At 70.8% G+C, this 17,874-nt stretch carries 14 protein-coding genes; 7 read left to right on the forward strand and 7 right to left on the reverse strand.

The features are described from left to right. Window positions 1–246: 246 nt before the first annotated feature. On the forward strand, window positions 247–777 hold the full coding sequence (locus BM290_RS03355; protein ID WP_203779068.1) for a DinB family protein: 531 nt from the start codon (window positions 247–249) through the stop codon (window positions 775–777). A 151-nt stretch (window positions 778–928) separates the two neighbouring features. On the opposite strand, the gene BM290_RS03360 is transcribed toward BM290_RS03355, so the two are convergent. Further along, window positions 929–1,441, reverse strand: a complete 513-nt coding sequence (locus BM290_RS03360) for a PaaI family thioesterase (protein WP_093609728.1) — start codon at window positions 1,439–1,441, stop codon at window positions 929–931. Window positions 1,442–1,497: 56 nt separating this feature from the next. Between BM290_RS03360 and BM290_RS03365 the strand changes: the two genes are divergently transcribed. Further along, on the forward strand, window positions 1,498–2,004 hold the full coding sequence (locus tag BM290_RS03365) for a winged helix-turn-helix transcriptional regulator (RefSeq protein WP_093609730.1): 507 nt from the start codon (window positions 1,498–1,500) through the stop codon (window positions 2,002–2,004). A gap of 152 nt (window positions 2,005–2,156) precedes the next feature. Here the strand turns inward: BM290_RS03365 and BM290_RS03370 are convergent, their stop codons facing one another. Continuing rightward, the gene (locus BM290_RS03370; protein ID WP_239143271.1) at window positions 2,157–2,609 is read right to left on the reverse strand and encodes a GNAT family N-acetyltransferase; all 453 of its coding nucleotides are present in this window, start codon (window positions 2,607–2,609) and stop codon (window positions 2,157–2,159) included. A 184-nt stretch (window positions 2,610–2,793) separates the two neighbouring features. After that, entirely contained in the window at window positions 2,794–3,651 is an 858-nt protein-coding gene (locus BM290_RS03375) for an arylamine N-acetyltransferase family protein (RefSeq protein ID WP_093609734.1), read from the reverse strand. Between the two features lie 30 nt (window positions 3,652–3,681). Between BM290_RS03375 and BM290_RS03380 the strand changes: the two genes are divergently transcribed. Next, the gene (locus tag BM290_RS03380; RefSeq protein ID WP_239143270.1) at window positions 3,682–4,881 is read left to right on the forward strand and encodes an MFS transporter; all 1,200 of its coding nucleotides are present in this window, start codon (window positions 3,682–3,684) and stop codon (window positions 4,879–4,881) included. 168 nt (window positions 4,882–5,049) lie between these two features. Then, window positions 5,050–5,496, forward strand: a complete 447-nt coding sequence (locus BM290_RS03385; protein ID WP_093609736.1) for a hypothetical protein — start codon at window positions 5,050–5,052, stop codon at window positions 5,494–5,496. A 364-nt stretch (window positions 5,497–5,860) separates the two neighbouring features. On the opposite strand, the gene BM290_RS03390 is transcribed toward BM290_RS03385, so the two are convergent. The 4 genes from BM290_RS03390 to BM290_RS03405 form a co-directional block, all read right to left on the reverse strand. Next, window positions 5,861–6,958: an FAD-dependent monooxygenase gene (locus BM290_RS03390; protein ID WP_373871015.1), complete on the reverse strand. Its 1,098-nt coding sequence runs from the start codon at window positions 6,956–6,958 to the stop codon at window positions 5,861–5,863. Window positions 6,959–7,146: 188 nt separating this feature from the next. Further along, window positions 7,147–7,479, reverse strand: a complete 333-nt coding sequence (locus tag BM290_RS03395; RefSeq protein WP_093609740.1) for a DoxX family protein — start codon at window positions 7,477–7,479, stop codon at window positions 7,147–7,149. Window positions 7,480–7,501: 22 nt separating this feature from the next. Beyond that, a complete protein-coding gene (locus tag BM290_RS03400) occupies window positions 7,502–8,125 on the reverse strand; it encodes a TetR/AcrR family transcriptional regulator (RefSeq protein ID WP_093609742.1) in 624 nt (207 codons plus the stop codon). Beyond that, window positions 8,122–8,883 (reverse strand): NYN domain-containing protein, encoded by a 762-nt coding sequence (locus BM290_RS03405; RefSeq protein WP_203779066.1) that lies wholly within the window; start codon window positions 8,881–8,883, stop codon window positions 8,122–8,124. Before BM290_RS03405 ends, BM290_RS03400 begins: the two co-directional genes overlap by 4 nt. A gap of 103 nt (window positions 8,884–8,986) precedes the next feature. Here BM290_RS03405 and BM290_RS03410 point away from each other — a divergent pair, with 103 nt between their 5' ends. From BM290_RS03410 to BM290_RS03420, 3 genes are all read left to right on the forward strand, one after another. Next, window positions 8,987–9,652: a hypothetical protein gene (locus BM290_RS03410; protein ID WP_093609746.1), complete on the forward strand. Its 666-nt coding sequence runs from the start codon at window positions 8,987–8,989 to the stop codon at window positions 9,650–9,652. A gap of 218 nt (window positions 9,653–9,870) precedes the next feature. Continuing rightward, entirely contained in the window at window positions 9,871–14,676 is a 4,806-nt protein-coding gene (locus BM290_RS03415) for a family 43 glycosylhydrolase (RefSeq protein WP_203779065.1), read from the forward strand. Window positions 14,677–14,776: 100 nt separating this feature from the next. Further along, window positions 14,777–17,851, forward strand: a complete 3,075-nt coding sequence (locus BM290_RS03420) for an RICIN domain-containing protein (protein ID WP_093609750.1) — start codon at window positions 14,777–14,779, stop codon at window positions 17,849–17,851. The last annotated feature ends 23 nt before the right edge of the window (window positions 17,852–17,874 follow it).

Genomic DNA, 17,874 nt, shown 5'->3' on the forward strand with positions numbered 1-17,874 from the left:
CGCCGCCGAGACCACCAGCCCACCGAGCCCGCCGAGGCCGCCGACCTGCAAGAGCATGAGCCCGCCAAGAGCATCAGCCCGCCGAGACCGCCGTCGCCGGTGAGTCGAGGCCATCAGCTCACTGCAGGCCCGCGGGCGGTGGGTGTCGCGGTTGTCACAGCCCCAGCCAGCATGCCGGGTGGAAAGACCGGCGGTGGTTGGCAATTCCGGCAGTTGATCGTCCGGAATTGAGGTTAGCGTGCGGGCATGATTCCGATGGGACCGCCCGCCGCGGGCACCGAGGTGGAGACGTTGGTGGGTTCGCTGGAGCGGCAGCGGCGCATCCTCGCCTGGAAGACCGGTGGGCTCGATGAGGCCGGGCTGCGGGCCACGACCGCGGCCAGCACGATCACGCTCGGCGGGCTGCTCAAGCATCTGGCGCTCTGTGAGGACCTGTACTTCTCGATCCGGCTCGGGCGGCAACCGGCGGCGCTGTGGCGGGACGTCGACTGGGACGCCGAGACCGACTGGGAGTGGCGGAGCGCGGCCGAGGACAGCCCGGAGTTCCTCTATGCGCTGTGGCAGGAGTGCGTGGAGCGCTCGCGCGCGAACATCACCGAGGCGATCGGCGCGGGCGGTCTGGACACGCCGGCCGATTTCACCTGGCCGGACGGGCGTACGCCGAGCCTGCGCCGGATGATGATCGACATGATCGAGGAGTACGCCCGGCACGCCGGTCACGCCGACCTGATCAGGGAGTCGATCGACGGCCTGACCGGCGAGGACCCACCGGAGTAGGACAGAGCGCGCCGCACCCCGGAAACCCGCGCCCGAGAAAGCGGGCGGAAGACAGACCGGCGAAAGGCACCGCGAGGCAGACCAGCGAAAGGCGCCGCAAAGCAGACCGGCGAAAGGCGAGCCGGCGACAGGAGCCGAGAGGCGGGCCGGCTCAGGCGCCCGGGATCTCGAAGATCATGCAGCTGGACGTGGCGTGGGCGATCAGGCGCCCGCCCGGGTCCGTGATGCGGGCCTCGGCGAGCGCCGTCCGCCGCCCGCGCTGCAGCACGCTTCCGGTGCAGGTCAGCCGCCCGGAGGCGATGGTGGCCGGGCGGAGGAACTTCACGTTGAGGTCCATGCTCGTATACCCCACCCCGGCCGGCAGCGTGGTGTGCACCGAGCAGGCCGCCGCGGTGTCGAGGAGGGTGGACAGGACCCCGCCGTGGACGGTGCCGAGCGGGTTGTAGTGGAACTCCTGCGGGTCGAGCTCGAGGGTGACGCTGCCCTCCTCGACGCGCATGCCGAACAGGTCGATCAGGTGCATGATCGGCGGCGCCGGGAACTCGCCGGCCGACATGGCCCGCAGCAGCTCCAGTCCGCTGCGGCGGCCGATCTGACTCGCGTGCTCGGCCGGATCGGTCCAGCCGAAGGTCCGGGTACGAACGTCGTCCTGAGTCTGCGTCATGGATGCAGGTTTCCAGAGACTTGATGAGTCTGTCAACGAGACTTAGCCTTCCTCACATGACCACACCTCCCGCCCTGAACTGGTCCGTCGACAACTGCACGATCGAACGCGCGATGGGCATCCTCGGCGAGAAGTGGTCACTCGTGGTGCTGCGCGAGGTGTTCTCCGGGATCCGGCGTTTCGACGACATGCGGGTGCGCACCCACATCCCCCGCCAGGTGCTCACCAACCGTCTGAACAGCCTGGTCGAGAACGGGGTGCTGCGCCGCGAGCCGTATCGTGAGCCCGGCTCCCGGGTCCGCCACGAGTACCGGCTCACCGAGAAGGGCTTCGACCTCTACCCGGTGATGATCGCGCTCGCCGAGTGGGGCAACCGCTACCTGGCCGACGCCGAGGGCCCACCCATCCAGTACGTCCACCGCGACTGCGGCGCCGAGCTGCATCTCGCCGTGACCTGCGCCGACGGTCATCTGATCGAGAAGCAGCGTGAGATCCAGCCACGCCCCGGCCCGGGCACCCGGCCACGCTCGCCCGATGCGACGGCGTCGATCCGAGAGTCCTGAGCGACGGCCGGCGCCTGAGCATCGCCTCGACCGGCGGGCGCGGCCGGGGCCCGGGACCGTCCTGGCCGGAGGCGCTGCGCCCGGTCGACCGGCCGGCCCGCTGGTCCACCGAGGACGACGCGCCGGCCGGAACCTGCCGGGCCGTGGACTGCTCAGCGTGAGGAGCTGAGCGGCAAGGCGCGCACCAGCATCCGGTGCGGACGCCAGCCGGGGAACGGGATCAGGTCCCCGACGTGCTCGAACCTCAGGCGCTGCAGGGCGTGCCACACCCGGGTGTTGGTCTCGGCGACCGCGAGCGAGACACGTTCCTCCTTGCGCTGGTCCAGCAGCTCGGCCACCATCCGTACGCCGAGCCGGTGCCGCTGCTGGGCCGGGTCGACGAACGCCTCGCAGATGGCGAACGTGCGACCGTCCCATTCGGCGACCAGGTCCGGATCGTTCACATCGGTCATGTCGCGCCACCAGAGCGTCTCCGGCGGCAGTGGACAGCCCATGACGGATCCGACCAGCTCACCGTCCACGTAGCCGAGTGCGGCCTGGAATCCGGGCGCCTCGGCCGTCCAACGCAGACGGTCCTCAACCGACGGGTCACTGTGGTCGGTCAAGTGGAGATCGGCCGCGTGGACCCGTCGATATACCGCGGCAAGCTCATCGATGTCGACCTTCTCGGTAAGGACGACCGAACCTCTATTTTCAGACATTTCGAATCACGCGTGCCCCCACGCCTGAACCTCCGTCAACTTGATAAGGTAAGCCTTACCTAATCAGAGAGGTATTCGCGTTGGCAAATCAGCTCTCCTGCTGCTCCCAGCCCCGGTGCGCCTCGAAAACCCGCGGCCACAGGACGGCCCGATCGGCAGGCGGCAGGACGATCCCGAAAATGTCGGCCAGCGCAGTGAAATAGGTGACTTCATCGCCGAGTACGGTCTTCGATGAAACCGTGCCGATCCGGGACAGGGTCAGGCCGCGCACCACATCGACGCCCGTCGCGTCCCGGCGGGCGGCCATCGCGACCCGGACGAAACCCGACTCCGGCGAGGTGATCAACTCCTCGTGCTTCTCCCGGAAGTCCGACATACGGGCGGGACCCGCTCGGAAGTCCATGCCACGGAAACCGCACCGAGGGTCGTGGTCGAACCGCCACCCACCCCGCTCGACCACTGACGCGCGTAGCCCGTACCGAAAAGGGCCGTCGGTGTGGTGACCCTCGACCAGCGGAAGCGGACCGTGCAGGCCGTCGCCCATGCCGAGATCGACAAGCCAGTCGCCCTCGGGCGACTCGGCCGACGGCAGGCCGGAGACGGTGAGCACCAGATGGTTGCCGTTGATCGCCGGCGCCGGATCGGCGCGGCCCTGCACCCCGGCGACATGTCGCGTCACCCGGTAGCCGAGCGCCCGCAGCAGCGCCGAGAACGCGCCGTTCAGATGGAAGCAGTAACCGCCCCGGCCGGCCACGATGCGGCGCACCGACTCGGCCGGGCAGACCGTCGTCGGACGGCCCAGGTGGATCTCCAGACACTCGTAGGGCACCCGCTCGGCGTGTGCGCGGTGCAGCGCCCGCAAAGCCGGGACGGACGGCTCGTGACCGGCCAGTTCGGGCAGGCCGAGACGGGCGAGATAACCGGGGACGTCGATGGTGTCGGGCATGCCGACACGCTAGCCGCCTAGGATTCACGGGTGACGATCAGCGACACCCGGGCCCGGCGGCCGATCATCACCGTCCTGGTCGTCTGCCAGAGCAGCATCGGCCTGATCTTCGGCGGGATCGGGCTGTTCCTGCCGCTCATCCGCACCGACCTGGGTCTCACCTTCACCCAGGCGGGCACGCTCGCCGCCGCCAGCAACCTGACCTATGCGCTGATGCAGGTCCCGTCCGGCTACCTCGCCGACCGGTTCACCCCACGACGGCTGTTCATGATCGGGCTGTTCGGCATGAACCTGCTGGCCGTGCTCTTCGCGGTGCTCGACTCGTACCCCCTGCTCCTGATCGATCAGGCGCTCGCCGGGTTCTTCCGGGCCCTCGTCTTCACCCCCGGCATGCTGCTGATGACCGCGCAGTTCCCGCCCGGCCGTCGCGCCACCGCCATGGGCCTCTACGTGGTCGGCGGCTTCTCGTCGAACATCCTGCTCAGCGCGGTCGGGCCACTCCTGGTCGGGCCGCTCGGCTGGCGGCTGCTGTTCGCCCTGTTCGCCGGTTTCGGGTTGCTGTCGCTGGGCCTCTACCGGTTCCTGGCCGGTCCGGCTTCGGGCAAACCCACTTCCTCGACGGTACGGTTCAGAGAACTGCCCCGGTTGATCCGGAAGCGGATCGTGCAGCTCACCGGTGTCATCCAGTTCACCCGGCTGGCCGTCGCGCAGGGGTTCACCTTCTGGCTGCCCACCTATCTCGTCGTCGACCGCGGCCAGTCCCTGGCCACCGCCGGCCTCGTCGCGGCGGTCGCGTCGGCGATCAGCGCGCCGGTCAACTACCTCGGCGGCTACCTCTCCGACCGGATCAACCGCCCGCTGCTGGTCATCGGCGGTTCCCTCACCGTTCTGACAGCCGGATTGGCGCTGCTCACGTACGTACCCGGAATGCTCGGGGTCCTCGCCGTGGTAGCCCTGATCTCCCTGGCCATCCAGGTCTACTTCGGCCCGCTGTTCGCCCTCCCCCTCCAGGTCCTCGGCGACCGGAACGCCGGCCTGATCAGCGGTTTCGGCAACTTCTGCGCCAACCTGGGGAGTTTCGCCTTCGTGTACGCCCTGGGCGCCGTCAAGGACGCCACCGGCTCCTTCCGGGCGGGTTACCTGAGCCTGGCCGCCCTGTGCCTGCTGGCCCTGCTGGCCACCCGCCTGATCCGCCCCCTGCTGCGCCCCTCCCCGCAGCCACCCGCTTGACCCACCTCCTCGAACTTCAGGCCATCTCCGGCCCGCCTTCTCGGGGCACCCGCCTGGCGCCCGGCCTTCCGGGCCACCCTCGCTGACCTGCGGCGGATCCACCACGATGCGAATGGGAGCGCTCCAAGTTAGTCTTGTGGCGGGACGCTGACCGAAGGACGGACACCCATGCTGATGGCCCTGCTGCTCGACGCCGCCAACATCATCGGCGGCTTGCTGCTCGCCATTCCCCTGCTCGGCCGGTTCCCCGTGATCGCCCGTGTGACCGCCCGGATCGCCCCGTGGCGCTGGCTGATCGGCATCATCGCCCTCGTGGCCGGGGGCTACTTCCTGATCGTCCACCTGATCTCCGGCCCGCACCTGTTCCACTTCGAGGTGGTCGGCATCGCCGTCGGAGTGATCCTCGCCTGGGAACGCCTCACCGGCCGCCGCCCGCTGGCCCCCGCCACCCCGGTCCCGGCCTCCACGGCCCCCGGCGCCACCTCGCACGAGCCCGCGACGGCCCCCACACCGGCCCCCAACCCGGCCGACCTCTCCGGCCCGGCGTTGCTGGTCGCCGTCTTCGGCATCATCGCGATCATCGTCGGCCTCCAGGGCCTCTTCACCCCGAACTGACCACCCCGTCGTCCCGCGGCGCGTCGTCTTACGGGCCGGCAGATCGCGGTAGGCGTGTTGCCGATCCCGGAGCATCGGCACCGCTTGCCCACTCAAGGCCCCAATGAGCAGCCGGAAACCCGGCCGGCGCACAGCGCGACAACAACGGCGACGGAACGCCGCCGGACCGGGTCGGCGACACGGCGGGCCTGTGAACGCGTTACGGACCCCGTCGTCGCGGCAGCGGTCGGGGCGGCGTAGGCCCGGCACCGGGATGTGCCCCGGCGGGCGCGTTGCGGTCTGGAGTTGCGGCTACGTCGCGGGGCGGTCCGGGACGGTCACGGTTCGGGGGACGGGGTCGGCCGTACCGTGAAAGGCCTCCGCGTCAGGGTGTCGGGAACGGGTGGCGCAGCGGGTTGTAGGTGTCGCGGTAACCGCGCGGGCCGATCATCGGCATCAGCGCGTGCCGCAGCCATGGGGGCAGGGCCGCGGTGCGGGCGAAGCGGTCGGTGGCGGCCTGGACGTGGGTGACGCGGTCGCGGCGGAGGCGTTCGTAGTGGCCGCCGACGGCGTCCCAGTCGCCGGTGGCCAGGAGGTCGGCCAGGACCAGGCCGTCTTCGACGGCGAGGGCGGCGCCCTGGGCCCAGACGGGGGCGGTGGCGTGGGCGGCGTCGCCGACGAGGACGCAGCGGCCGGCGGACCAACTGGGGGTACGGACCTCTTCGATCGGTGAGTGGTAGAGATCGGTGACGCTGTCGACGGCGCGGCGGACGGTGGCCGGGTAGTCGCGGAAGGATGTCCGGAGCCAGGACGCGTCGGCGCTGACCTGGCCGCCGCCGGTGGCCGAGGCGTAACCGTAGACCTGGTGGTCGTCGACGGGGATGAGCAGGAACGCGCCGCCGGGGCCGGACCACACGGTCCAGCAGTCGACGCCCGGGTTGGGGGCCATGAATCGCCAGCTTGCGGCGCTGAGCAGGGACGCCTGGGTGGCGGTCGCGCCGATCGCGGTGGCGCGGACGACCGAGCGGACGCCGTCGGCGCCGGCGACGAAACCGAACCGTTCGCCGGTGTCGTCGCCGAACTCGACGTCGGCGCCGCCGGCCACCGGGCGCACCGAGGTGACCGGGAGTGATCGGCGGACGGTGGCGTCGAGGCCGTCGGCGAGGAGGGCCAGCAGGTCGGAGCGGCGTACGCAGCGGGGCCGGGCTTCGGGGCCCCAGAAGGCGTCCTCGTCGACCTGGAAGAGGAGCCGGTCGCGGCTGGACCGGTACTCACGGCGCCCGGTCGGGCGGCCGATCTTGTGGAGGCCGTCGGTGAGCCCGAGCGCCGCGAAGGCGGCTATCGCGTTGCCGGGCAGGTTGATCGCCAGGCCGCCGGTGTCGTCGTCGCTGCGTTCGGCGACGGTCACCGGCACGTCGCGCCGGCGCAGCGCCCGGGCCAGGGCGAGGCCCGCGATGCCGCCACCCACCACAAGTACGTCCATGACGATCCAGAATCCCCTTCATCGACCGTCATCGGATCGTAGTGCCGACAACCGGACAGCCGGCACCCCACCGCCGGCCCGGCCCGGACGAGATCAACCGGCCGCCGGCCCGTAACGCCGCCGACCAGGCGCCGCCGCGGGGACGGCGACCGGGGCGGCGCCGAGGAGCGCGGTGGGGAGAAGACGTTTCACCAGACCAGGGCGCCGGCGGTGAGGGCGGCGGCGGCGAGGGGCAGCGCGACGCGGAGCGCCCCGTCCTGGGAGAGCACGCGCAGCCCGGCGACGATCATCATGAGGATCACGAGGACGACGGCGGCGGCGACGCCGAGCGGTGGCACGGCGAGGCCGGCGGCGAGCCCGAGACCGCCGAGGATCAGCAGGCCGGAGACCTTGCGGTATTCGGAGAGGGAGACCCCGAAGTGGTACGCCGCGGCGCGCTGATGCTCCGGGGCGGCGCTCAGCCGGGCGATGCCCTGGACGCCGAAGAAGACGATGACGATGCCCGCCAGCACGGTGTTCACACGAGCAGGCTAGTTTTCATGCTCAGCGGTGTGCAACATCCTGTGACATGGCTCGCCGGATCGCCTCCTCCGCGGCGGGCGCCGGCAGACCGGCCGCCACCAGCACCGCGGTCGCCGCGCGGGTGCCGTCGTCGGCCCACAGCTCGTCGTTGGCGGCCTGCATCATGGCCAGCGTCATCGCCTGCAGGGCGGCGCTCAGCACCGGCAGCGGCAGATGGGTCGCGAACCGGCCGCTCGCCCGGGCCCGCTCCAGCAGCGCGAAACTCTGCGCGGCGATCGGATGCAGCAGCTCGCGCAGTCCGGCCATCCCGAGGTTGCTCTCGGCCAGGGAGATGAGCAGGCGATACTGCTCGCCCGCGGTCCACAGCGTGATCGCGAAATCGGCCAGCGCGACCTCGGGGTCGAGACCGGATCTGTCGGTACGGCTGAGCGCCTCCAGCAGATCCGCCGAGCACTTGTCGGCCAGCCCGGCGAGCAGCTCGTCACGGTTGGGGAAGTGGGCGTAGACCGTCCGCCGGACCACGCCGGCGGCCTGGGCCAGGTCGTCCATGCTGGCCGCCGGGTGCCGGGCGAGCAGGGTCCGCGCCGCCCGCAGGATCCGGTCGCGGTTCTCCTCGGCGTCGCGCCGCCGCCCGCGCGTGGTCACTCGGCCGCCTTCTTCCCCGGCCGTCGCTTGTCACGGATCCAGATGATCGCCGGTTTGCCGTCGCCGGAGTCGCGCCGGTCGATGTCGAACAGCCCGATCGCGGTGACCAGCCCGCCCAGTTTCGGGTAGCCGTAGCTGCGCGGGTCGAAGTCGGACCGCTGTTTGGTGATGATGTGCCCGACCGCGGCCAGCGGCGCCCAGCCGTCGTCACCGGAGGCGGCCTCGACCGCGGAACGGATCAGGTTCATCAGGCTGGTGTCGCCGCGGAGCTGGGCGGACGCCGAGACGGGGCTGGGCGGCGGCGCGGGCACGTCCTCCGGCTCGGACAGGTTCTCGGTGTAGATGAACTTGTCGCAGGCGGCCACGAACGGCTTCGGGGTCTTGCGCTCGCCGAACCCGTACACGGTCAGGCCGGACTCGCGGATGCGCGACGCCAGCCGGGTGAAGTCGCTGTCGCTGGAGACTATGCAGAACCCGTCGAACCGCCCGGTGTACAGCAGATCCATCGCGTCGATGATCATCGCGGCGTCGGTGGCGTTCTTGCCGGTGGTGTAGGAGAACTGCTGGATCGGCTGGATCGACTGGGCCAGCAGCTGGTCCTTCCACCCGCGCAGGCTGGTGCCGGTCCAGTCGCCGTAGGCCCGCTTGACGTGCGCCGTCCCGTATTTCGCCACCTCGGCGAGCAGCCCGTCGACGATCGACGCCTGCGCATTGTCCGCGTCGATCAGAACGGCCAGTTTCGCCGAGTTGTCATTCACCGCCACACCGTCCGAGGATAGGCCCCGCCCCGGCCACCCACCCGCCGACGTCGTTATATCGACGAGTCTCGAATTCGGACGGTTCGGCCAGTATCGTGAGTAAATGGCGCCCTGGACGACTCCCGGCCTGCGGGCCCTGCTCGACGAGGCGGGGCCGTGCGGCCGGGCCGAGGCGCTCACCGAGCTGCGGACCGCGCTCGCCGGCCGGGAGGCGGCCCTGCCCGCGGCACTCGGCCCGGCGGACGCGGAGATCGCCCGCATCGCCGCTCTGCTCGTCGACGATCTGGCCGAGCCGCACCTGCTGCAACTGCGCTCGGTGGACCGTCCGGACGAGACCCGGCTGGTCACCACGCCGGCCGGCCGCGCGTTGCGGGCCACCCAGCTGCACCACGCCGAGCGGATGCGCCGCCGGGCCGTCGGGGTGTTGTGCGCCGAGCCGCCGGACGTCCCGGCGGCCACCCATGTCCGCTACCTGACCACCGCCACCGGCATGCTCGCGTTCGGTGACTACTACGAGCTGATCGCGCTGATCGTGACGTTCCCGTTCGACGACGCCGACGATCCGCGGGCCCAGCGCGGCGCCCGGGACATGGCGATGGCGAGCCACGCCACGGCGGCCACCCGGATGCTGTTCGAGGTGGACCTGACCGCCCCGGCCCTCGACGTGACCTACCAGTCGATGTGGGTCCGGATGATGGCCGACGCCCGTGAGCGGGAGCTGCTGCCCGCCATCCGGCAGTGGCGGCGCTGGGCGGGCCTGGCGCGGTGAGGCGACCGCAGCGAGGCGACACAGTGGAGAAACAAAGGCCTGACAAGTTCTTGACGCCACGGCTGTGAGCGCTAACACTCTGGCAACACCCCCGTTACCCGCCCGTCGATCGTGGATCGACGGGAAAGTCGTCCTCGGCTGGGAGAAACATGCAGATGAGCAGGCGCTCCGGGCGCCGCAGCGCCTATTTGTTAACGCCCCTTACCGCATTGGCCGTCGTGGCCGGCTCGCTGACCGTCCCGTCTCCGGCGGCAGCCGCCGACGGACTGGTCCTCTGGTACAAACTCGACGAGGCCTCCGGCGCGGTGGCCGTGGACTCGTCCGGCAACGGGCGGGACGGCGCGGTCGTCGGCACGCCCGGCTGGCAGTCCGGCCAGGGTCTCGGGCTGAACGGCTCGGACACGTACATCAAGGCTCCGAACGATCTTCTGAAGTCACTCGACGCGGTGAGCGTGTCGTTCGACGTGAAGGTCGACCCGGCGCAGGCCACGCCGTACTTCCTCTACGGGCTCGGCAACACCGACACGGCGACCGGGGCCGGCAACGGCTACCTGTTCGCCACCGGCAACGGCTACCGCAACGCGATCTCGCTGGGCAACTGGACGGGCGAGCAGAACACCCGGCCCGCCGACGGCCACAACCTGGCGCGCGGCACGTGGAAGACGGTCACCTACACGCAGACCGGCACGACCGGCACCCTCTACGAGGACGGCGTCGCGGTGGCCACCAACACCGCGGTCACCGTCCGGCCGAGCGCGATCGGCGGCGGCACGACGACGGCGAACTACTTCGGCAAGTCCAACTACACCTCCGACCGGCTGCTCAAGGGCCGGCTGCGGGACGTGCGGGTCTACGACCGGGCGCTGACCGCCGGCGAGGTGGAGACCTTGGCCGCGGGCGCCAACGCCGAGGCGGTGACGGCCGACTCGGGGGCGCTCGACCTGGGCGACACGAGCGGGCTGACCGCCGATCTGAGCCTGCCGGCGACCGGCCCGTACGGCTCGAAGGTCTCCTGGCGCTCCAGCGACGGTGACGTGATCAGCGACGCCGGGAAGATCACCCGCCCGGCCGCCGGCGAGCCGGACGCGCACGCCACCCTGACCGCGACGCTGCGCCGCGGCAACGCCTCCGGCACCAAGACCTTCGCGGTGACGGTCGAGGCCGCCCTCGACGACGCGGCCAACGCGCAGGCCGCGGTCAAGGCCTTGACGATCCACGACCTCGATGACGTACGCGGAAACCTGACCCTCCCCGCGCAGGCGAGCTGGGTGTCCAGTGACCCGGCGACGATCGCGGCCGACGGGGTGGTGCACCGCCCCGCCACCGGCCAGGCGGCGAGGACGGTCACGCTGACCGCCACCGTCACCGTCGGCGCGGCCACCGCGACCCGCGACTTCACCGCGACGGTCCCGCCGCTGCCGGCCCGGGAGCCGTACGAGGGTTACCTGTTCAGCTACTTCACCGGCGAGGGCTACTCGAACGGCGAGCAGGTCTACAACGCGCTGAGCAACGGCAACAACCCGCTGAGCTGGCGTGAGATCAACAACGGCAACCCGGTGCTGACGTCGACACTGGGCACGCAGGGCCTGCGGGACCCGTTCATCATCCGCTCGCCGGAGGGCGACAAGTTCTACCAGATCGCCACCGACCTCAAGATCTACGGCAACGGCGACTGGGACGCGTCCCAGCGCACCGGCAGCCGGTCGATCATGGTGTGGGAGTCCACCGACCTGGTCAACTGGACCGACCAGCGCCTGGTCAAGGTCTCCCCGGACACGGCCGGCAACACGTGGGCGCCGGAGGCGTTCTACTCGAAGGAGCTGGGCGCCTACGTGGTCTTCTGGGCGTCGAAGCTCTACGCCGAGAACGACCCGAACCACACCGGCAGCACCTACAACAAGATGATGTACGCGACGACCCGCGACTTCCGCACGTTCAGCGAGCCGAAGGTGTGGAAGGACCCCGGCTACTCGGTGATCGACTCCACGGTGATCGAGAACAACGGCGTCTACCACCGGATCACCAAGGACGAGCGGAACAACTCGTCGAACTCGCCGTGCAGCAAGTTCCTGATCCAGGAGAAGTCGGCCGACCTGCTGAGCACGAACTGGGACTTCCAGGCCGAGTGCATCGGGCAGGGCGCGCTGAGCCAGGGCGAGGGGCCGCTGGTGTTCAAGTCGAACACCGAGAACAAGTGGTACCTGTTCATCGACGAGTACGGCGGCCGCGGTTACGTCCCGTTCTCGACGACCGACCTGAACTCGGGCGTGTGGACTCCGGAGCCGACGTACACGATGCCGTCGCGCCCGCGGCACGGCACGATCCTGCCGGTCACGAAGGCCGAGTACGACCGGATCTCGGCGAGGTACGAGGAGCCGCCCACCCCGTCGGTCGGCCTGCGGCTGCGCTACCAGTTCGACGAGACCAGCGGCACCGTCGCCCGGGACACCTCCGGCAACGACTTCAACGGCACCTACGTGGGCACCCCCGCGTGGGGCGCCGGTGTGCAGGACGGCTCGTTCACGATGTCCGGCGGTTCGAGCTCGCCGTACGTCACCATCCCGAACGGCGTGCTCAAGGGCGCGAGCGCGGTGACGGTGTCGGTCTGGGCCAAGTGGACCGCGTCGACCACGATCAACCAGTGGATCTACGGTCTCGGGCCGGACAGCAACAAGTACCTGTTCACCGGGCCACGCAACGGCAGCAACGTGCTCTTCTCGGCGATCACCACCGGGTCCTGGCAGGCCGAGAAGCAGCTGTCGCACAGCGCCGCGCTGCCGGGCGGCAGCTGGCAGCACCTCGCGGTCACCATCGACGGGCCGAACGCGGCGATGTACCTGAACGGCACGAAGGTCGCGAGCGCCACCGGCGTCACGGTCAAGCCGTCCGATCTGTACGACGCGTCGAAGAACTACAGCGGTTATGTCGGGCGTTCGCTCTACGCGGCCGACCCGTACTACGCCGGTGAGGTGGACGACTTCCGGATCTACGACGTGGCGCTGCCGGCCTCGGAGATCCTGGAGCTGGCCGGCCGGACGACGAGCATCGGCGGGGTCACGCTGCCGGAGCTCAAGGCCGACGCGATCGTCGACGACGCCGCCGCAACGGTGAAGCTGCCGGTCAAGCCGGGCACCGACGTCCGGTCGCTGGCGCCCTCCTTCACTCTGGCCCGGGGCAGCAGCATCGACCCGGCGACGCCGCAGGACTTCACGAAACCGGTGACGTACACGGTGACCGCCGCCGACGGGACACGACGGTCGTGGGTGGTCAGCGCCCTCGTGATGAAGTCGCCGATCATCCCCGGCCTGTACGCCGACCCGAACATCTCGGTCTTCGGCGACACCTTCTGGATCCACGCGACGACCGACGGGTTCGCCGGCTGGTCCGGCACCCAGTTCCACGCGTTCTCGTCGAAGGACCTGGTCAACTGGACCGACCACGGGGTGATCCTGGACCTCGGGCCGGACGTGAGCTGGGCCGACAACAGCGCGTGGGCGCCGACGATCGCCCAGCGCAACGGGAAGTACTACTTCTACTTCTCCGGCGGGGCGGCCACCGGCAACACGGCCAAGCACCTGGGCGTGGCGGTCGCCGACTCCCCCGCCGGCCCGTTCACCGACGCGCTCGGCAAGCCGCTGGTCGCGGGCGGCACCTACCCGGGGCAGATGATCGACCCGGCGGTGTTCACCGACGACGACGGCAAGTCGTACCTGTACTGGGGCAACGGCGCCTCGTACCAGGTGCCGCTGAACGACGACATGGTCTCGTTCGACCCCGCGCTGGTGAAGACGTACAAGCCCACGAACTACAACGAGGGCAGTTTCGTCATCAAGCGCAACGGCGTCTACTACTTCATGTGGTCGGAGAACGACACCCGGAGCGCCGACTACCGGGTGGCGTACGCGACCGGCTCGTCCCCGCTCGGGCCGTGGAGCGACCGGGCCGGTGTGATCCTGTCGAAGGACGCGTCGCTGGGCATCCTCGGCACCGGCCACCACTCGGTGGTCCGGGTCCCGGGCTCCGATGACTGGTACACGGCCTACCACCGGTTCGCGATCCCCGGCGGCGACGGCACGCACCGGGAGACCACCATCGATCACCTGGAGTTCGCGGCGGACGGGGCGATCAAGCCGGTCGTACCGACGCTGGAGAGCATCGCCCCGGTGACCGTCGCGGGGGCCGGACCGGACACCGGCGGCCCCGAGGGCAGCCCGATCGCCCTCGCCGGCACGGTCTCCAACAGCGCCAACCGGCCGACCTGGACGGTCGACTCGGCCGCCTGCGTCCTCGCCGACCCGCACGCCGCGGCGACCACGCTGACCTGTGCCGACAACGGTGCCCACACGGTCACGCTGACCGCCGGGAGCAGCAGCGACACGGCGACGATCACGGTGGTCAACGCGGTCCCGGCGGTCACGGTCCCGGGCGGTCACCCGGCGCCGGACGCGCCGATCGCGATCCGGACCGAGATCGTCCGGAAGGTTCCGGTCCGTGACCCCGGCGCCGCCGACACCCTCGGTTGTACGGCCACCTGGGGCGACGGATCCACGTCGAACGGGACGGTGGCCGCGGGGGTCTGCACGGTGCGGCACACCTACACGGCCGCCGGACTGTACCGGCCGTCGGTGACGGTGCGCGACGACGACGGGGCGACAGCGAGTGGTGTGCTGCCGTTCGTGACCGTCCACCAGCCGAAGGCCGGTCAGGTGGCGGGCAGCGGCTGGAGCGGGACGACGGACTTCGCGTTCCTGGCCCGGTCCGGCAGGACCACCGGGAAGGCGTGGATCAGCACGCCCAAGGGTGTCTTCGAGTCGTCGAACCTGACTCCGGCGCTGGCCTGCGGGCCGGCCGGGCTGCTCCTGGGCAGCGGCACGTGGAACGGCGCGGCCGGCTACAGCGTGCTGGTCACGGTCGTCGACGGGCGGAAGGACTCGATCCTCGTCCGGATCTGGAACACCCGTACCGGAAAGGTCGTCCACGAGGTGACCGACACCGACCTGGACGGCGGCGGCATCGTCGCCTGACGCGGCGGGAGCGGGTCAGGGGCCTCCCTGGCCCGCTCCTCGTTGACATCCACATCGCCAAATGTTTACGTAACCATTCCACCGACAACCTAGGACTTCGATGAAGATTCGAGCGCTCCTGACGGCCACGGTGCTGGCCGTCTCCCCTCTTGCCACACCGGCGGCGGCCGGCGCCGCCGAGGCTGCCACCGCCGCCACGACCATCGGCATCGACCCGAGTTACCACGGACCCGAGTGGGAGGGCTGGGGCACCAGCCTCGCCTGGTTCGCCGACGTCACCGGCGGCTACCCCGACGAGATCCGCAACAAGCTCGCCGACATGCTCTTCGGCCCGGACGGGCTCGACCTCAACATCGCCCGCTACAACATCGGCGGCGGCAACGCGCCGACGGTCACCCCCTACCTCCGGCCCGGTGGCGCCGTGCCGGGCTGGTGGAAGGCCCCGGCCACGTACACGCCGGTGGACAAGGACTGGTGGGACCCGGACAATCCCGAGCACTGGAACTGGCAGGCCGACGCCAACCAGCGCTGGTGGGTCGACAAGATCAAGAAGCGGGTCGACCACTGGGAGACGTTCAGCAACTCGCCGCCCTGGTTCCAGACCGTCAGTGGGTACGTCAGCGGCGGCTTCGACCCGAACACCGACCAGATCCGGCCCGAGACGGTCGACGACTTCGCGACCTACCTGACCCGGGTCACCGAGTTCCTGGAGAAGACGCACAAGATCACGGTCGACACCATCGAGCCGCTCAACGAGCCGAACACGAACTACTGGCGTACCACCCTGGGCTCCGACGGCCGGCCGACCGGAGGCCGTCAGGAAGGCGCCCACGCCGGACCCGCGTCGCAGGCCGCGGTGATCGAGGCGCTGAACCGCGCCGCGCCGGGCCGGGCCATCGCGGCGCCGGACGAGACCAACCCCGGGACCCTGGTCACCGACTGGTACGGCCTCACCCCCGCCGCCCGGGCCGCAGTCGACCGGATCAACGTGCACACCTACGGCACCGGGCGCCGGACCAGCGTGCGTGACATCGCCAAGGCCGAGCAGAAGCCGCTGTGGATGAGCGAGGTCGAGGGCAGCTGGGGCAAGGACTTCACCAGCATGGACTCCGGCCTCGGCATGGCCCAGCGGATCATCGACGACCTGCGTGAGCTGGAGCCGTCGGCCTGGGTGCTGTGGCAGCCGGTCGAGGACGCCGAGAACATGATCGCCGAGGGCAACCTGCAGTGGGGCGCCATCCACGTCCCGTTCGACTGCACGGCGACGGACACCCTGGCCACGTGCCCGATCCAGACGAACACCAAGTTCGACACGATCCGGAACTTCACCCACTACATCCGCCCCGGCGACCACCTGGTGAAGGTCGACGGCACCCGGAGCGTCGCGGCGCTCTCGGCGGACGACGGCCTGACCGTCGTGCACGCCAACCCGGCCACCACCGCGGAGGACGTGACCATCGACCTGTCGAGATTCCACGTCGGCAAGCGCGCGACGGTCACCCCCGTCGTCACCAGCGCGAGCGGCAAGCTGGTCAAGGGCGCCGCGGTGGGGGTCACCGACAAGCGGGCCACCCTCACCGTCCCCGCCCAGTCGGTGACGACCTTCCTGGTCAGCTCGCTCACCGACCCCGGAACGTCACACCTGCGGGAAGGTCGCACCTACCGGTTCGAGGGGGTGCCCAGCCGGCGCTCGCTGACCCCGTCCGGCACCGGCCTGGTGATCCGCGACAACAGCACCGCGGCCACCGACCAGCTGTGGACCGTGCAGCCGGGCGACGGCCACGAGCAGTACCAGCTGATCAACGCCGGCACCGGGCAGCGATTGGCGGTCCGGGACGGCAACGCCGTGGTCGAGCCCGCCGGCCCCGACGACGACGCCGCGCTGTGGCTCCTCTCGACCACCGGCGACGGGTCGTACACGCTGATCAACGTGGGCGCGCGACGGCTGCTCGACGTGAACGGCGAGTCGACCACCGACGGGTCGCGCGTCGGAACCTACCTGCCCACCTCCGGGGCGAACCAGCGGTGGACGCTCAAGGACGAGACGGTCGGGGACACCGACATCGCCCTCGCCCACACCGTGCCCGGACAGGCGCCCGCGCTCCCGGCGACGGTGAACGCCCTCCTGCCCAGCGGCGAGAACCGCGCCCTGCCGGTCACCTGGACCCGGCCCGACGCGTCCGAGTGGCGCGAGCCGGGCACCGTCCTCGTCCGGGGCACCGCGACCGACACGCTCGGCCGTGCGGTCGACGCGACCGCCAAGGTGGCCGTGGACGTGTGGACGTGGACCGGGCCGGCGCGGGCCAAGACCTACGCCGGCGGTCTCCCGCAGATGCCCGCGACGGTCACCGCGTACGGCCGGAACGGCAGCCTGGCCACCCTGCCCGTCACCTGGGGCACCGGCGACTACAGCAGGCCCGGCGTGGTGACGGTGACCGGCACCGCGACGGTGGTTCCCGGCCAGACCCTGCCGGCGACTGTCCGGGTGCAGGTCACCACGCCGTCCGAGGGGCTGCTCGCCGGGGTCACGGTGGGCGCCTCGTTCACCGAGCCCGGCTACTCGACGATCGGCCTCACCAACGGCAACCTCACCGACAAGGCCTGGTCGAACTGGAAGGGGTCGGGCCGCAACCCGGTCGAGACCCTGACCGCGACCCTGCCGGCCGGTGGATCGGCGGGCCGCGCGGTGCTGCACTTCTACCCGGACAACTCGTCGGGCGGTGGCATCGCCGCCACCGTCCAGGCCGGCACGCCGGTCGACGGTGGCGGCTGCCAGGTCGCCGGGTCGCCGATCAAGGTCACCTCGCCGATCGTCGACATCCCGCTCACACCCGGCACCACCGGCGCGTTCTGTCTGCGGCTCACCCCGTCGCCGGACGGCTACCTGACCGTTTCCGAGCTTCAGGTGTACGCCAAGGCGCCCGGCGCCGGCAGCGACGCGTCAGCCGCGGCGATCCTGGTCGACGACGTGCCGATCCCGGACTTCGACCCGGCCGTCACGACCTGGCGGGTGCCGGCGGGCGAGCCGAAGCGTGCCCTGGTGACCGTGGAGACCACCGACCCGTACGCCACCGCGACGGTCACCGGCTCGGGCGCCACCCGCACCGTCGTCATCACCGGCGAGGACGGTTCCGCCACCACCACCTACCGCATCACGCTCGTCCACAAGCGCTGACCCGTGACGTGGGCGCCGGTCCT

The sequence above is a fragment of the Actinoplanes philippinensis genome (assembly GCF_900113015.1).
GTDB lineage: Bacteria > Actinomycetota > Actinomycetes > Mycobacteriales > Micromonosporaceae > Actinoplanes > Actinoplanes philippinensis.